The following is a 15,878-nucleotide window of genomic DNA, read 5'->3' on the forward strand; positions in this document are numbered from 1 at the left end:
TTCCTATTTAATTCGAAACCAATATAACTATGTCCCACAATATCAAGCCCGGTGTCGCTACCGGTGATGAAGTACAGGCAATTTTCAACCATGCAAAAGAAAACGGTTACGCGCTCCCGGCCGTAAACGTAATCGGTTCAGATAGCATCAATGCTGTGATGGAAACTGCCGCAACATTGAATTCCCCTGTAATCATTCAATTTTCTAATGGAGGAGCCCAGTTCAATGCAGGTAAAGGCCTATCCAACGAAAACCAAAAAGCAGCTATTTTGGGTGCCGTAGCAGGAGCTAAACATGTACACCAATTGGCCGAGGCCTATGGCGCCACTGTAATCCTTCATACAGACCACTGCGCCAAAAAATTATTGCCTTGGATCGATGGTCTTTTGGATGCCAGTGAAAAACATTATAAGGAAACTGGCAAATCATTGTTCAGTTCACATATGATCGACCTTTCAGAAGAGCCGATCGAAGAAAATATTGAAATCTGCAAAGAGTATCTTGAGCGCATGAGCAAAATGGATATGACTTTGGAGATAGAATTAGGAATTACAGGTGGTGAAGAAGATGGTGTGGACAACTCAGATGTTGATGATTCCAAATTGTACACCCAGCCCGAAGAAGTGGCTTTTGCCTATGAAGAACTTTCAAAAGTAAGCCCACGATTCACCATTGCCGCAGCATTTGGTAACGTACATGGTGTTTACAAGCCCGGAAACGTAAAATTGACTCCAAAAATCCTTAAAAACTCTCAAGAGTTCATTACCGAAAAATATGGAGTTGAGCATAATCACATCGATTTTGTATTCCACGGAGGTTCCGGTTCTACAGTGGAAGAAATCAGGGAGGCCATCGGTTACGGCGTAATCAAAATGAACATCGATACCGACTTGCAATACGCATTTTTGGAAGGTGTTCGCGATTATATCCAAGGTAAGGGAGGCTACCTTCAGGCGCAGATCGGAAACCCCGACGGTGACGACCAGCCGAACAAAAAATACTACGACCCACGTGTATGGCTTCGAGAAGGAGAAAAAACCTTTATTGCCCGTTTAAAAAAGGCTTTCGAAGACCTGAACAACGTAAACACTCTGTAAGCCCTTGTCTAATTAAATATTGATTGCATGTCGTCTTGGTTTAAAAGAAAGGAAAAAGGAATACAGACCGCTACGGAGGAAAAAAAAGACACCCCCAAGGGGCTGTGGTACAAATCCCCTACCGGTAAGATTGTGGAGGCCGAAGATCTGGCCAAAAACTTTTATGTAAGTCCAGAGGATGATTATCACGTACGTATAGGCAGTAAAGAATATTTTGAGATTCTTTTTGATGACAACAAGTTCCGTGAGCTTGACACGAAAATGACTGCCAAAGACCCTTTGAAGTTCGAGGATACCAAAAAATACTCCGATCGTTTAAAAGCGGCCCAGCAGAAAACTGGATTAAAAGATGCCGTTAGGACCGCCGTAGGAAAGTCCCAAGGAAAGGATATTGTTGTGGCCTGCATGGATTTTGCCTTTATCGGGGGATCTATGGGAAGCGTGGTAGGGGAAAAGATTTCCCGCGCCATTGATGTCGCAAAAAGGAAGAAAATTCCATTTGTGATGATTTCCAAATCCGGAGGTGCCCGTATGATGGAAGCCGCGCTATCATTGATGCAGTTGGCCAAAACATCAGCTAAACTGGCCCAATTGGCCGATGCAAAAATCCCGTATATTTCGTTATGTACGGATCCTACAACAGGGGGAACTACCGCATCATACGCCATGTTGGGGGATATCAACATTGCCGAGCCAGGTGCCCTTATCGGTTTTGCCGGGCCAAGGGTGGTAAAGGATACTACAGGAAAAGACCTTCCCGATGGTTTCCAAACATCCGAATTCTTGAAAGAGCACGGATTTTTGGATTTTATCACACACCGCAGGGACTTGAAGAAAAAAATCAATCTATATATAGACTTGATTACCAATCAACCTGTACGAAACTAAAAAAAGCCCCGAATTCGGGGCTTTTTGATTTTAATCGGGGGATTTACAGGCCATGCCAACATGTAAAGATTTTTCCAATAAATCTTTTGATTTCAAATAAAAGCATATCTTTGCACGCTGATTGAAGGTCAATCAATACATAAAAATCATTTAAATAATATTGGAATGTATTTAACAAAAGAAGTTAAAGCCGAGATTTTTAAGAAACACGGCGGCTCTGAGAGCAACACCGGTTCTACGGAAGGACAAATTGCGTTGTTCACGCACCGTATCAACCATTTGACAGAACACCTTAAGAGAAACCACAAAGATTACAACACCGAGCGCTCCTTGGTTGCGTTGGTAGGTAAAAGACGTAGTCTTTTGGATTATCTAAAGAAAAAAGATATTGCAAAATACCGTACTTTGATTAAAGAACTAGGTATTAGAAAATAAAAACACAAGGGGAGGCATTGGCTTCCCCTTTGTTTTGGTTGAAGATATTTCAACAAAAAGTCCCGGGAAAACGGGCAAACACAAAAAGCTACAAAATAGTTTTTCATTGGTCAAGTGCCCCAGGCACACACAACAACAACACAACCCGACCGCCCGGATGGCGGTAGACCAAAGTTTAACAGCCTGACCTTATGGGTTAGGTAAGATTATTTTTATGATTCCAAAGACATTCAAAGAGGTCATAGACCTTGGTGACGGTAGGGAAATTTCTATCGAAACCGGAAAACTGGCAAAACAGGCCCACGGCTCTGTTGTTGTCCAATCTGGCAAGTGTATGCTATTGTGTACAGTTGTCTCCAATTACAAAGCGTCGGACGTGGACTTTTTGCCACTTACCGTAGATTATCGTGAAAAATTTGCCGCAGCAGGACGTTACCCAGGTGGTTTCTTTAAAAGAGAGGCAAGACCAAGCGATGGTGAAGTATTGACCATGCGTTTGGTAGACAGGGTGTTGAGGCCCCTGTTCCCAAAGGATTACCACTCCGAAACTCAGGTAATGATTCAGTTGATGTCGCATGACGAAGACGTTATGCCAGATGCGATGGCCGGATTGGCCGCTTCAGCCGCCATTCAACTTTCGGATTTCCCGTTCGAATGTGCCATCTCAGAGGTCCGTGTAGGTAGGGTCAATGGTGAATTCATCATCAACCCGACCAGAGCACAACTTCTGGAGTCGGATATTGACATGATCATTGGTGCCTCTGCGGATTCTGTAATGATGGTAGAAGGTGAAATGAATGAAATTTCCGAAGAGGAAATGGTAGAAGCCATCAAATTTGCCCACGAAGCCATTAAAGTTCAATGTGCCGCGCAAGTAAAATTGGCCGAAGCTTTCGGTAAAAAAGAAGTTCGTGAATACGAACCGGAAAACGAAGATGCCGACCTTGAAAAAAAGGTGTACGACCTTACTTATGATAAAGTGTATGCCGTTGCAAAAGCCGGTTCATCCAAGCATGAGCGCAGTGCTGCCTTCGATGCTATCAAAGAAGAAGTAAAAGCTACGTTTACAGAAGAAGAATTGGAAGAGTTTGGAGATTTGGTTTCCAAATACTTCTACAAGGCCGAAAAAGAGGCGGTCAGAAACCTTACTCTAGAGGAAGGACTCCGCTTGGACGGTCGTAAAACCACAGAAATTCGTCCCATCTGGTGCGAAATCGATTATTTGCCATCCGTTCACGGTTCTGCCATATTTACAAGGGGTGAGACCCAAGCTTTGGCAACCGTAACTTTAGGTACTTCCAGAGAAGCCAACCAAATAGATATGCCGTCTTTCGAAGGCGAGGAAACTTTCTATTTGCACTATAACTTCCCTCCTTTCTCAACAGGAGAGGCACGGCCAATCCGAGGTACATCCCGTAGGGAAGTAGGTCACGGTAACTTGGCGCAACGTGCTCTAAAAGGGATGATTCCAGCAGATTGCCCGTACACAGTTCGTGTAGTGTCCGAAGTATTGGAATCCAACGGTTCCTCTTCCATGGCAACTGTATGTTCTGGAACCATGGCTCTTATGGATGCCGGGGTTCAATTGAAAAAACCTGTTTCAGGTATTGCAATGGGACTGATCACCAATACTGAAACTGGAAAATATGCCGTACTATCCGACATCTTGGGCGATGAAGATCACTTGGGAGACATGGACTTTAAAGTAACCGGTACCGCAGATGGTATAACCGCTTGCCAAATGGACATTAAGGTAAAAGGACTTTCTTATGAAATCCTGGTAAAAGCTTTGATGCAGGCTAAAGACGGTAGATTGCACATTTTGGGCAAACTTACTGAGACCATTGAAGCTCCAAGACCAGAAGTGAAGTCTTACGCACCAAAAATTGTTACCCGAGTTATTCCTGGTGAATACATCGGAGCACTTATTGGAAAAGGAGGAGAAGTCATTCAAGAGCTTCAAAAAACAACTAAAACTACCATTGTTATCAACGAAGACCCAGAAACCGAGGAAGGCATTGTGGAAATTCTTGGTACCGATCAGGATGGAATCAACAAAGTATTGGCAAAAATCGATGCTTTGATGTTCAAACCTGAGGTTGGTAGCGTTTATGAAGTGAAAGTAATCAAGATGCTCGACTTTGGAGCTGTGGTAGAATATACCGAAGCTCCAGGGAACGAAGTATTGCTCCACGTATCCGAATTGGCATGGGAGCGCACCGAAAATGTATCCGATGTGGTAAACATGGGCGATGTTTTTGACGTAAAATACTTCGGTCTTGATCCAAGGACCAAAAAGGAAAAGGTTTCAAGAAAAGCCTTGTTGCCCAAACCTGAAGGATATCAAGAACGTCCACCGCGCAACGATAGAGGTGGTGATCGTGGTGACCGAAGAGGTGGTGGCGACCGACGTGGTGGCGACCGAAGAGGTGGTGATCGTGACAGAAAACCAAGAAGGGATTAGTTTTAAAATAATCCTATTGTATAAAAACAGCCCCGGGGAACAACCTCGGGGTTTTGTTTTTTTAAAACTCAAAATCAAAATAGTACAATGTCACTTCGGGCGCAGTCGAGAAGGTATTGTTTTCAAAACCTAAGAGTAAGGTCTCGACTGCGCTCGACCTGACAACATATTAATCAATGGAAAATCAGACTTTTTAAAAAAAATGTAACCAAAATGTAACTTTTCAGTTTTTTGAACGTATAACCTATTGAGCTCCGGTTCACAAATTTAATTTGAAGGGATATTTTAGATGAGACAGTTAAAGATTACAAAACAGGTTACCAACAGGGAAACCGCGTCGTTAGACAAGTATTTGCAGGAGATTGGAAAGGTGGATTTGATTACCGCCGATGAAGAGGTAGAGTTGGCACAGCGAATCAAGGCGGGAGACCAGGTAGCTTTGGAAAAATTAACAAAAGCCAACCTTAGGTTCGTTGTTTCTGTAGCAAAACAGTACCAAAACCAAGGGTTGACACTTCCTGATTTGATCAATGAAGGAAACTTGGGACTGATCAAGGCAGCTCAACGCTTTGATGAAACCCGTGGATTTAAATTTATTTCTTACGCCGTTTGGTGGATTCGTCAATCTATTCTTCAGGCATTGGCCGAGCAGTCCCGTATTGTTCGTTTGCCATTGAACAAAATCGGTTCCATCAACAAGATCAACAAAACATTTGCTTTCTTGGAGCAAGCGCACGAGCGTCCGCCATCTGCAGAGGAAATTGCCAAAGAATTGGACATGACCGTGGAAGATGTAAAGCAATCCTTGAAAAACTCAGGTCGCCACGTATCCATGGATGCACCATTGATCGATGGGGAGGATTCCAACCTATACGATGTATTGCGCAGTGGTGAGTCCCCTAACCCGGACAAGGAACTTTTGCACGATTCCCTTCGTACGGAAATCGAGCGTGCATTGGAGACCCTTACACCGCGTGAAGCTGATGTTATCAGACTTTACTTTGGTTTGGCAGGGCAACATTCCATGACCTTGGAAGAAATCGGTGAAACTTTTGACCTTACGAGGGAAAGGGTACGCCAAATCAAGGAAAAGGCAATTCGCAGGCTGAAACACACATCCAGAAGTAAGATTTTAAAGACATATTTGGGATAAGTGTAAAAAAACACCCTCTACATTACAGTTAAACTATCCTTAAATTTGATTTTTGGCAGGAAAGTTGTAATTTAGTAAGATATAACAGTTTATCATGACTGTTCGTTTTTTGATTGATGAATAAACTCCGGCTGATTACCGGAGTTTTTTTCGTTTATAAGGGTCCCTTTTTAATTCATCAACCCTCCATTTACCAAGCGGTAAATCCCAAACGGATTCCCCTGTTTCAGCTCATCGGCAACAATGTATCCAGAAAATTCTGTACAGTTTCAAACAGTTAATTTACAAATAGACTGATTATCAATACTGAAATTATGGACGTTAGCCCAATGACCAAGGTTCCCAAACTGTGGAGTTTATAGCCTTTGGCAATGTTCATTCCGCTCATTTGGGTCACCACCCAAAAAAAACTATCATTGGCGTGGGAAACCACCATGGACCCCGCCCCTATCGAAATCACCAATAGCGCTTTGTCCATTTCTGTAGCAAATCCAAGGCTCCCCATCATAGGAAACACAATGGAAGCTGCTGTGATCAACGCCACGGTGGATGACCCTTGTGCCAGTTTTATGGCCGATGCAATCAAAAAGGGAAGAAAAAAACTAAGGTTTAAATCGCTCAACGCATCTCCCATCACACCCGCTATCCCAGAATTTTGAAGCATCTTTCCAAAAACGCCACCAGCTCCCGTAATCAATAAAATATTGGCGGAATCCTTTAATGCCTTTCCAACCCATCCATCTGTAGAAATCAATTCCTTGTTCAGTTTTTTGGGCAGCGTAAAGGCCAGAAGCATTCCAATGACCAACGCAATTACGGGTTCTCCCAAAAACATTAGAAATGATTGCCATGATGCGATTTCCTCCACTGGGATTATCCGTAACCTGGAATTGATCATGATCAAAACAATGGGTACCACAATGGGCAATGATGCTTTGAATGCCGAAGGCGCAGTTTTCATCCGAAGGTCGATACTTTCTTGGGAAACATCCGGGTTTGGATCAATATAAGTGCGAGCAGCAAACTTCGTGGCGAACAACAATGCCATAATAAGCGCAACGATACTAATGGGAATGGCCAAGGCCAGGACAAGACCTAAATCAGCGTTTAGAATACCAGCCGCCGCTATGGGCCCAGGAGTGGGAGGCACCAAATTGTGGGCAATGGTAAGGCCCATTGCCAGCGCAATAGCTGAACCTGCCAAACTGATTCCTGCTTTTTTGGACAGACTTTTATTCAACGGGGACAGTAAGATGAAACCGCTATCCGCAAAAACGGGTATGGATACAAAATATCCCAATATTCCCATGGCCGTGGGCACTCGTTTCTTTCCCACCAGTTTGATGACCGCTTCGGCCAGTGCATAGGCCCCGCCCGTATTTTCCAGAAATGCACCAATGATCACACCAAAGATGATCACCAAACCTATTTTTCCCAGTGTTCCCCCAAATCCATCGTTTATGGTCTGCAAAATAAGTTGATAGTCCATCCCCGCGGCAAAACCAAAAAATATGGCTACCACAAAAAGTGCTAAAAACGGATGCAGGCGCAAATAATTGATCAAGCCAATAATAAGGGCTATGCTCAACAACAAATAAACTACTAACATGGTCGGTTATTTAAAGTTAGGATGGTCAATGCAAATCTCCCTTTACCTCACTGCCAGAGCCTCCCACCAAAATATCAAAATCGGCACCCTTGTCGGCTTGCTCTACATGGTTCAGGTAAATTTTCACATAACCTCTATCGGTATGGGGCTGGGGCGGTTTCCAAGCCGCTCTTCTTTCAGCCAGTTCTTCTTCCGTAACATCCAGATGTAATTTCCTATTTTCCACATCCAGTTCGATGTAATCTCCATCTTTAACCAAAGCCAAGGTCCCACCGATGGCCGCTTCGGGTGACACGTGGAGCACCACGGTACCATAAGCCGTTCCACTCATCCGTCCATCTGAAATTCGGACCATATCCTTCACGCCCTGCATGATCAATTTTTCTGGAAGGTCCACATTGCCCACCTCGGGCATACCAGGGTAACCTTTGGGTCCCACATTCTGCAGAACGATTACACTATTGGCATCTATGTCCAGATCAGGGTCGTCCACACGGGCATGGTAATCGTCCATACTGGTAAAGACCACTGCTTTGCCACGGTGCTTCATCAATTCAGGAGTGGCTGCAGAAGGTTTAATAACGGCTCCATTTTCGCATAGATTTCCTTTTAAAACTGCGATTCCAGCATCCTTTTGAAAGGGAGCATCCATTTTGGCAATGACCTCTTCGTTATAGCAAGTGGATTTTTCGCAATTCTCATGAAGGCTCTTGCCGTTGACCGTTATGGTTTTATGCAATTTTGATTTCAATTCCTTCAAGACTACAGGAAGACCTCCTGCATAAAAATAATCTTCCATCAAATGTTTGCCGGAAGGCATAAGATTGACCAGCAATGGAATTTTACTTCCGATTTCATCAAAATCCTCCAATTTTAAAGGAACTCCAATCCTGCCCGCTATGGCCAGTAAATGGACAATCAAGTTTGTGGAGCCTCCCACGGCTGCATTGACCACTATTGCATTTTCAAAAGCTTCTCGGGTCAATATTTTGGATAGCTTCAAATCTTCATTGACCATTTCCACGATTTTTCTCCCGGAAAGCTGTGCCATTACCTTTTTTCGGGCATCGACCGCGGGGATTGCGGATGCACCGGGCAATGTGAGTCCCAGGGCTTCTGCCATGGTGGCCATCGTTGAAGCCGTCCCCATGGTATTGCAATGGCCAGCGCTACGTGCCGCACATATTTCAGCCTCCAAAAAGTCTTCCTCGGTAAATTTGTCCCGTTTTTTCTTCTCCTTTATCATCCAATTAAAGGAACCGGAACCTATTTCCCCTCCACGGAATTTTCCATTCAACATGGGGCCTCCGGGCACCACAATGGTGGGTAGGTCCACACTGCAAGCTCCCATAATGGTCGAAGGGGTCGTCTTGTCACAACCTGTTAACAAAACAATTCCGTCCAATGGGTTCGCGCGTATGGATTCCTCAACGTCCATACTGGCCAAGTTTCGGAAAAGCATGGTCGTAGGCCTCATAATGGTCTCTCCGAGGGACATTACTGGGAATTCCAAAGGAAATCCGCCTGCTTCCAATACGCCCTTTTTTACGATTTCTGCAAACTCTCGCAAATGGCCGTTGCAAGGGGTGAGTTCCGACCAGGTGTTACAAATCCCAATTACGGGTTTTCCTTGAAACATGTCGTTGGGATACCCCTGGTTACGAAGCCAAGAACGATGCACAAAACCCATTTTGTCATTGGTGCCAAACCATTCTTTGCTCCGAAGGTCTTCTTTATTTTTCTTCATTTTTAATTTGATAAACGCAATCGATTGCGGTGAAAATAATAAAATTTACCGTCTCCTATGAAGCCATAATGTATTTTTCACAAAAAAGTGATTTAAAATTTTATACATCCATTTCCTTCAGGTTAAAATAATAATGAGTTATTAATTAATTGGCTACCTTTCTTGTTCAAACATTTTTGACATAAAAGACATACATTCCACCTAACATGAAAAGAACATTTCTCTCCATTTTGATGATAACTGGTTTTATATCAGCAGGTATAAGTCAGGTTAATTCTGATAACGTAGTTCAAGAAGCGGCAAAGACCAGATTGGATTCCACCTTGCAAAGCTTTGTGAAAAACGGTGAAGTGGCCGGAGCATCGGCTTTAATCTATGAAAAGGGAAAAGAAGTCTATTTCAACGCATTTGGTTATGCCGATTTGGCAAACAAAGTACCCATGAAGCGCAACACATTGGTGCAGATATATTCCATGACCAAACCTATTACGGGAACCGCTTTGATGACATTGTATGATGAAGGTAAGTTTCAATTGGACGACCCGTTGGAAAAATATGCTCCCGAATTTGCCAACATGAAAGTGTACCAAGGGGTGGACTCCGATGGTGAGATGATACTCGAACCCTTGAACCGACCGATTACCATCCGTGACATTACACGCCATACGGCGGGGTTTTCTACCCGGGACGATATTCCAGGGTATAGTGAGGCCTTAAAAGAAGCAGACCCGTTCAACTGGGAGAATACCTTGCCCCAAATGGCAGAAAAATTGGGAAGCGTACCTCTATGGTTCCAGCCCGAAGCCAAATGGGAATATGGTCCTTCGGTCGATGTGCAAGCATTTTTGGTGGAGCGGATTTCCGGTCAACCGTATCAGGAATATGTCCGTGAGCATGTTCTTGACCCCTTGAAAATGACAGATACCCGCTACGTAGTACCAGAGGATGACCGTTACAGAATGTCATCGGCTTATCGTAAAACTGAAATGGGTGAATTGAACCAATCCCCCAACGAAGAAGCGCATGCATTCAATTATAAAAAATGGCCACTGACCCCTGGTGGTTGGGGATTGACTTCCACACTTGACGATTATATGCGCTTTGCCAGAATGTTGGTCAACGAGGGAAACTTGGAGGGAGCGGAAATTCTTGAACCAGAAACCGTGGAGTTGATGTCCACCAACCATTTGGATGAAAACATAACGGAAAGGTCGTGGTTGCCCAGCAAGGGACAAGTAGGCTTCGGGATAGATTTTGCCGTTCGGCTTCGTGCCCCTGCCTCCGTTGAAGAGAACTACGGGGTTGTCGGAGAATTCTTTTGGGACGGAGCGGCGAGCACCTTGTTTTGGGTAGATCCCGTAAATGAATTAACGGCGGTGTTCTTCGTGCAAATTTTTCCTTACAACGGCTCTCTTCATAAAAGGTTCCGTGATGCGGTCTATGGTCCGGTCCAAATAAATACGGGTTCGGAATAGACCATTGGCAAATAAGGAATTGCCCTCACATTTCATTATCTTTGTAGAGAACGAGTTGATTCTTACATGAGCAAAAAAATTATTGCACCTTCCTTATTGGCTTCGGATTTTGCCAATTTGCAACAGGAAATAGAAATGGTGAACCAAAGCGATGCCGACTGGTTCCATTTAGATGTGATGGACGGTGTGTTCGTGCCCAACATTTCCTTTGGAATGCCCGTGATACAGGCCATTGCCAAACATGCAAAAAAACCGTTGGACACTCATTTAATGATTGTTGACCCTGACAGGTACATTAAAACTTTCGGTGATTTGGGGGTAGACCACTTGACCGTTCATTATGAAGCATGTCCACATTTGCACCGAACCTTACAAGCCATAAAAGCTGAAGGCATGAAAGCTGGGGTAGCCATTAACCCGCATACTTCCATAAAATTGTTGGAGGACACCATTCAAGATATCGACATTGTAATCGTAATGAGCGTAAATCCAGGTTTTGGAGGACAATCCTTTATTGAAAACACCTATCAAAAAATAGCTGACCTCAAGGAACTCATCAACCGTAAGAATGCGAGTACCTTAATCGAAATTGATGGTGGAGTTAACGCCGATAACGCGAAAAAGCTGGTCGACCATGGTGCGGATGTTTTGGTGGCCGGAAGTTTTGTTTTTAAAAGTCCCGACCCTGCCGAAACCATAAAAAAATTAAAAGAAGAAATAGCCTAATGCAGAAGTTTGATGTAGTCATCATTGGAGGCGGGCCCATTGGAATAGCTTGTGGTCTTGAGGCGAAAAAGCAAGGACTCACCTACATTATCATTGAAAAAGGACCAATTGTAAACTCGCTGTTCAATTATCCCGTGAACATGCAATTTTTCTCCTCTTCCGAAAAGTTGGAGATAGACGAGATACCGTTCATAAGTAAAGAGGCCAAACCCAAACGCAACGAAGCTTTGGAATACTATCGCAGAATCGTGACCTCCAACAAGCTCAATATTCATCTTTTTGAAAAGGTGCTGGATACCGAAAAACAAGGAGAAAGCTTTTTGGTCAAAACTGATAAAGATGAGTACCGAGCAAAAAATGTAGTCGTGGCCACTGGCTTCTACGACCTGCCCAACACCATGAATGTTCCAGGAGAGGAATTGCCCAAGGTATCCCATTATTATAACGACCCACATTTTTACGCAAGTCAAAAATTAGTTGTGGTCGGTGCTAGTAACTCCGCCATAGATGCTGCTTTGGAATGTTGGCGAAAAGGTGCCGAAGTCACTTTGGTAATCCGCGGCCCCGAGGTCGGTCCACGCGTAAAATATTGGGTACGCCCAGATATCATCAACCGTATTGAGGAAGGCAGCATTAAAGCATACTACAATTCCATCGTCAAGGAAATAAAGCCCCATGAAATCGTTATCAATTCCCCAGAAGGCGAAATTGTACTGGAAAACGATTTTGTACTGGCATTGACCGGCTACAAACCAAATTTTGCGTTCTTGGAGAAACTGGGCATCGAACTCTCCAACGACCCAAAAAGGTTACCTAAGTATGACCCAGCAACCATGGAGACCAATGTGGACAGCCTATTCTTGGCAGGTGTGATTTGCGGCGGAATGGAAACCCATAAATGGTTTATCGAAAATTCTCGGATTCATGCTCCAATTATCATGAATGCCATAAAGCATAAGATGCAATCAGTAGAAGAGGAATCTTGATTTGGGTCAACATTTGCAGCTTTTCAGAAAAGGCTTCCTTCTATATATGATTATCTTTAAGAGAATCTGAAAAAGCTTTCAAATGAAAACAAGCACAACACAAAATGTATTCAGGATCATACTTGGCCTATTGATGATCGTGGCCGGAATCGGTCACCTTACCTTTCAACGTGAGGAGTTTCAGGCCCAAGTACCCCGATGGTTACCTACTAGCGAGGGTTTTATGGATTTTGTGGTGGTAGCTTCTGGTTTAGTTGAGATACTTTTGGGTCTTGCCATGGTCCTTTTGGTCAAATACAAGGTAAAAGTGGGTATTGTGCTGGCCATTTTCTATGTATTGATATTCCCTGGAAACATTTCGCAATACACCAATGGCATCGACGCTTTTGGACTGGACACCGACTTGAAGAGATTCGTCCGACTGTTTTTTCAGCCCGTATTGATACTTTGGGCCCTTTGGTCCACAGGAGCATTGAAACATTTGATGAACAAACAAAAATGATACCTATGGAATTCTACAAGTTTGAAGCGGAACGTTTGGACGGCACCAAAGAGTCCATGGAAAAATATAAAGGCAAAACCATTGTAGTGGTGAACACTGCCAGTAAATGCGGCCTTACACCTCAATATGAAGGGCTTGAAAGGCTCTTTAAAGCTTATAAAGATCAAGGATTGGTGATATTGGGTTTTCCATGTAATCAATTTGGGAACCAAGAACCCGGAACTGCCGAGGATATAAAAGAGTTTTGCCAGATGAATTATGGGGTCTCTTTTCCCATGTTCGCAAAAATCGATGTCAACGGAAGCGACCCCCATCCCATTTTCAAATATCTTAAGACGGAGTTGAGCGGTTTGTTGGGTGGAAAAATCAAATGGAATTTCACCAAATTTGTAATCGATAAAACAGGTAAACCCGTAAAACGATTTGCTCCCACTACGGAGCCCAGTGCCATGGAGAGCTATATCAAGGATATCCTTTAAGTTTTTTAAAATTTTAATTGTGACTGCAAAGCGCCGGTTTGTTTTAGCATGGCCCTACCATCCTTGAAGCTTAAATACGTATGGCCTGCCCTTTTATTGGCAATGCTAATTTCGCACAACATGCCCCAATGACGCGCCACTTCACGCCAAGCCCAGAACAAGGAATGTTTGGGGTCATAAATATGTGTGGCCTCTCCCCCAGCCCCGTTCACTTCAATGATGCTGAAGTTCTTTCCTTGGCAAAGCTCCTCAAAACTATTATAGAGCACATCCAATCTTCCATAATGGAACCCGTCCATTTGAGAGCAGATAAAATCAATAGTCTTTACCAGTTCCGAATTGATTTTGTGGCTGACATCCACAAATTTGGCCCCTCGCGTATGGCTTCCGTAGGGCACCAGAATAAATTCTTCTCCCTTAGCCAACACATTTTGAAGTTGGGCGCCAAACTTTTTCTGCAATGCCTTTAATTGCAAATGGCTTCGGGGATTTTTTTTGATGAGTTCCAACATGGTACTTTGTCCATCTCCCGTGACGGACAAAAACTCCTTGGACACCATCCCTGTAATTTTACCTTGAGCTTCATTGGGTTTACGGACATAGAATATGCCCATCTCTTTTTGGTATGGAATAAGTTCTTGTACCAAGAAATGTGAAGGTGTCCAAGACACATATTCCCGAAATTCATCCTTGTTGTGAACCTTCTCTACCCCAAAGGCCTTCATACCAATATCGGGTTTAGCGATAAAGGGAAAACTGATGCCATCGTCCAGTACTCGCTCCAACGCCTTCCCTAGCGCAACATCCTTATCAAAAAAGAGCGTTTGTGGAATAAACTCCGTAGGAATCATGTTGTAAATCTCCATTTTGGATATCATGGCCATCCCCCCATTTCTCATACTGGGATTGGCGGCATTAAAAAAGAAAAAGGAACGTGCTTTGATGGAATAGTATAACCAAACGGGAAACATGGGATAATAAATCAGCCAAAACGGCCAATACTCCCAATGTGTGATACGGTGACATAGCAGTTTTAGCGAATCCATTGCACTTAAAACGTAAGTTGACTTGGTGAGAAGGGAACTTCAAAAAGTTTATCGTTCAATAAATCGAAATGGCGCATCACGATTTCACCGTCATCCAAAACAGCTTGGGTTACGCTAAAGGTTTTAAGACCTGTCTCCCGGTCAATGATAAATCCGTTTTCGAAATCATCGTGATTATTGGAGTGAAAATCAACCACGGTGCTAGCAGTGATATGGGAATTTCTTTCTACGAATTTTTGAAATAAATTTCTTCGGTTTTCAATCACTTCATCTTTGTATAGTGTTGCAGAGGACCAAATATGATTTTTTGTTGCATCCAACGGTCTATAATATTTTTGATGTCCATCCCATCTAAATTCTAGTAACCTCCTATTGTAAAGTACCAAAGTAAAAGGTTCAATATGGAGAAGATTCATCTCCTGAAGCAAATCATAAGGTTGCTCCGATGCGATTACATCCAATAGCACAAGGCCACGACTACGCGCATAGTTCCCCATTGGCGCGTGATTCACAAAACCGCCATTAAGGAGCACGGCCACCGAACCATTTTCATTAAGTGCAAACCAAGTACCGCCAGCTTTTGGGTCTTTTGGAAAAAGCACCTTTACAGAACCTATGATTTCCTCCTGCGGCCGCAAGGCCAATGGCCTGGAAACATGTTCATCGCGGTTGGAAGTAATGAGGTGTTTACCTCCTGAATAAATAAAACTTACTGTGCACATGCCTTTCTGTATTCAATGGTTGAGGGTGCCACACCAAAAGATTCTGGGATTTTTTGGGTCGAAAAATGCCTTACACCTATCTTGATCAACGCCTGATGATGAATCGTATGCTCCAAATTATACATGACTTCCCTGAAATAGTTTGAATCCAAACAGACTTCTTCGTCCGCCAATTCATAAGTGACCTTTATTGCCTTGTCCGGTTTCGTCAAATTCATTTGGATATAGGTCAATTGTTCCAATGCAAAGTCAACATCTTCTTCAATTTTGGTGTTGCGTTCCCGTTTATCATATGAAACATCTGCCACCTCATATCCATTGATCAAACAGAGGTACAGTTCTATAATGTGGCGGGTGTGCTGCCCTATAGTAGCGTTGGAAAGAATTTGGCAGGTTTGCGAGTAACATCCATTGGGTAATTCTGACAGTACTTTTTTGAACTGCTCCAATGTTTTCAAAGAAGATTTGAACATGATGGTGGATTATTTATAATTCGTTTTTTGATTTATGAGTATAAGATAAAAAGAAAATTCAAGGTTGAATCCCGGT

15 protein-coding genes are annotated in these 15,878 nt (G+C 43.4%); 10 read left to right on the plus strand and 5 right to left on the minus strand.

Annotated features, from left to right (window positions below):
- Positions 1-29 precede the first annotated feature (29 nt).
- The 5 genes from fbaA to J0656_RS10640 all read left to right on the plus strand — a co-directional run bounded on the left by fbaA (position 30) and on the right by J0656_RS10640 (position 6,037).
- A complete protein-coding gene (gene fbaA, locus J0656_RS10620) occupies positions 30-1,097 on the plus strand; it encodes a class II fructose-bisphosphate aldolase (protein WP_207033573.1) in 1,068 nt (355 codons plus the stop codon).
- Between the two features lie 27 nt (positions 1,098-1,124).
- Positions 1,125-1,985, plus strand: coding sequence for an acetyl-CoA carboxylase, carboxyltransferase subunit beta (gene accD / locus J0656_RS10625; protein ID WP_207033575.1), 861 nt, complete (start codon positions 1,125-1,127; stop codon positions 1,983-1,985).
- 165 nt (positions 1,986-2,150) lie between these two features.
- Positions 2,151-2,420, plus strand: coding sequence for a 30S ribosomal protein S15 (rpsO, locus tag J0656_RS10630; protein WP_163625172.1), 270 nt, complete (start codon positions 2,151-2,153; stop codon positions 2,418-2,420).
- A 214-nt stretch (positions 2,421-2,634) separates the two neighbouring features.
- The gene (locus tag J0656_RS10635) at positions 2,635-4,884 is read left to right on the plus strand and encodes a polyribonucleotide nucleotidyltransferase (RefSeq protein WP_207033577.1); all 2,250 of its coding nucleotides are present in this window, start codon (positions 2,635-2,637) and stop codon (positions 4,882-4,884) included.
- A gap of 289 nt (positions 4,885-5,173) precedes the next feature.
- Positions 5,174-6,037, plus strand: coding sequence for a sigma-70 family RNA polymerase sigma factor (locus J0656_RS10640; RefSeq protein ID WP_100817395.1), 864 nt, complete (start codon positions 5,174-5,176; stop codon positions 6,035-6,037).
- 277 nt (positions 6,038-6,314) lie between these two features.
- Here J0656_RS10640 and J0656_RS10645 read toward each other — a convergent pair whose 3' ends face one another.
- Positions 6,315-7,646: a GntP family permease gene (locus J0656_RS10645; protein WP_207033578.1), complete on the minus strand. Its 1,332-nt coding sequence runs from the start codon at positions 7,644-7,646 to the stop codon at positions 6,315-6,317.
- 25 nt (positions 7,647-7,671) lie between these two features.
- A complete protein-coding gene (locus J0656_RS10650) occupies positions 7,672-9,393 on the minus strand; it encodes an IlvD/Edd family dehydratase (protein WP_207033580.1) in 1,722 nt (573 codons plus the stop codon).
- A gap of 206 nt (positions 9,394-9,599) precedes the next feature.
- Between J0656_RS10650 and J0656_RS10655 the strand changes: the two genes are divergently transcribed.
- From J0656_RS10655 to J0656_RS10675, 5 genes are all read left to right on the plus strand, one after another.
- Positions 9,600-10,868 carry a serine hydrolase domain-containing protein gene (locus J0656_RS10655; protein ID WP_207033582.1) on the plus strand — a complete coding sequence of 423 codons (1,269 nt, stop codon included), beginning with the start codon at positions 9,600-9,602 and terminating at the stop codon, positions 10,866-10,868.
- 66 nt (positions 10,869-10,934) lie between these two features.
- The gene (rpe, locus tag J0656_RS10660; RefSeq protein WP_207033584.1) at positions 10,935-11,594 is read left to right on the plus strand and encodes a ribulose-phosphate 3-epimerase; all 660 of its coding nucleotides are present in this window, start codon (positions 10,935-10,937) and stop codon (positions 11,592-11,594) included.
- On the plus strand, positions 11,594-12,580 hold the full coding sequence (locus J0656_RS10665; RefSeq protein ID WP_207033586.1) for a YpdA family putative bacillithiol disulfide reductase: 987 nt from the start codon (positions 11,594-11,596) through the stop codon (positions 12,578-12,580). The genes rpe and J0656_RS10665 overlap by 1 nt, the downstream gene beginning before the upstream one ends.
- Before the next feature lie 82 nt (positions 12,581-12,662).
- Positions 12,663-13,082, plus strand: coding sequence for a DoxX family protein (locus J0656_RS10670; protein WP_207033588.1), 420 nt, complete (start codon positions 12,663-12,665; stop codon positions 13,080-13,082).
- Between the two features lie 5 nt (positions 13,083-13,087).
- Entirely contained in the window at positions 13,088-13,561 is a 474-nt protein-coding gene (locus J0656_RS10675; RefSeq protein ID WP_207033590.1) for a glutathione peroxidase, read from the plus strand.
- A gap of 5 nt (positions 13,562-13,566) precedes the next feature.
- Here the strand turns inward: J0656_RS10675 and J0656_RS10680 are convergent, their stop codons facing one another.
- Genes J0656_RS10680 through J0656_RS10690 form a run of 3 tightly spaced genes read right to left on the minus strand, consistent with a single transcriptional unit; the run spans position 13,567 to position 15,802 of the window.
- Positions 13,567-14,607 (minus strand): ATP-grasp domain-containing protein, encoded by a 1,041-nt coding sequence (locus tag J0656_RS10680; protein ID WP_207033592.1) that lies wholly within the window; start codon positions 14,605-14,607, stop codon positions 13,567-13,569.
- A 5-nt stretch (positions 14,608-14,612) separates the two neighbouring features.
- Positions 14,613-15,329 (minus strand): NRDE family protein, encoded by a 717-nt coding sequence (locus J0656_RS10685; RefSeq protein WP_207033594.1) that lies wholly within the window; start codon positions 15,327-15,329, stop codon positions 14,613-14,615.
- The gene (locus tag J0656_RS10690; protein ID WP_207033595.1) at positions 15,317-15,802 is read right to left on the minus strand and encodes a DinB family protein; all 486 of its coding nucleotides are present in this window, start codon (positions 15,800-15,802) and stop codon (positions 15,317-15,319) included. Before J0656_RS10690 ends, J0656_RS10685 begins: the two co-directional genes overlap by 13 nt.
- Positions 15,803-15,878: the final 76 nt, after the last annotated feature.

This window comes from Flagellimonas aurea, from assembly GCF_017313785.1.
Taxonomy (GTDB): domain Bacteria; phylum Bacteroidota; class Bacteroidia; order Flavobacteriales; family Flavobacteriaceae; genus Flagellimonas; species Flagellimonas aurea.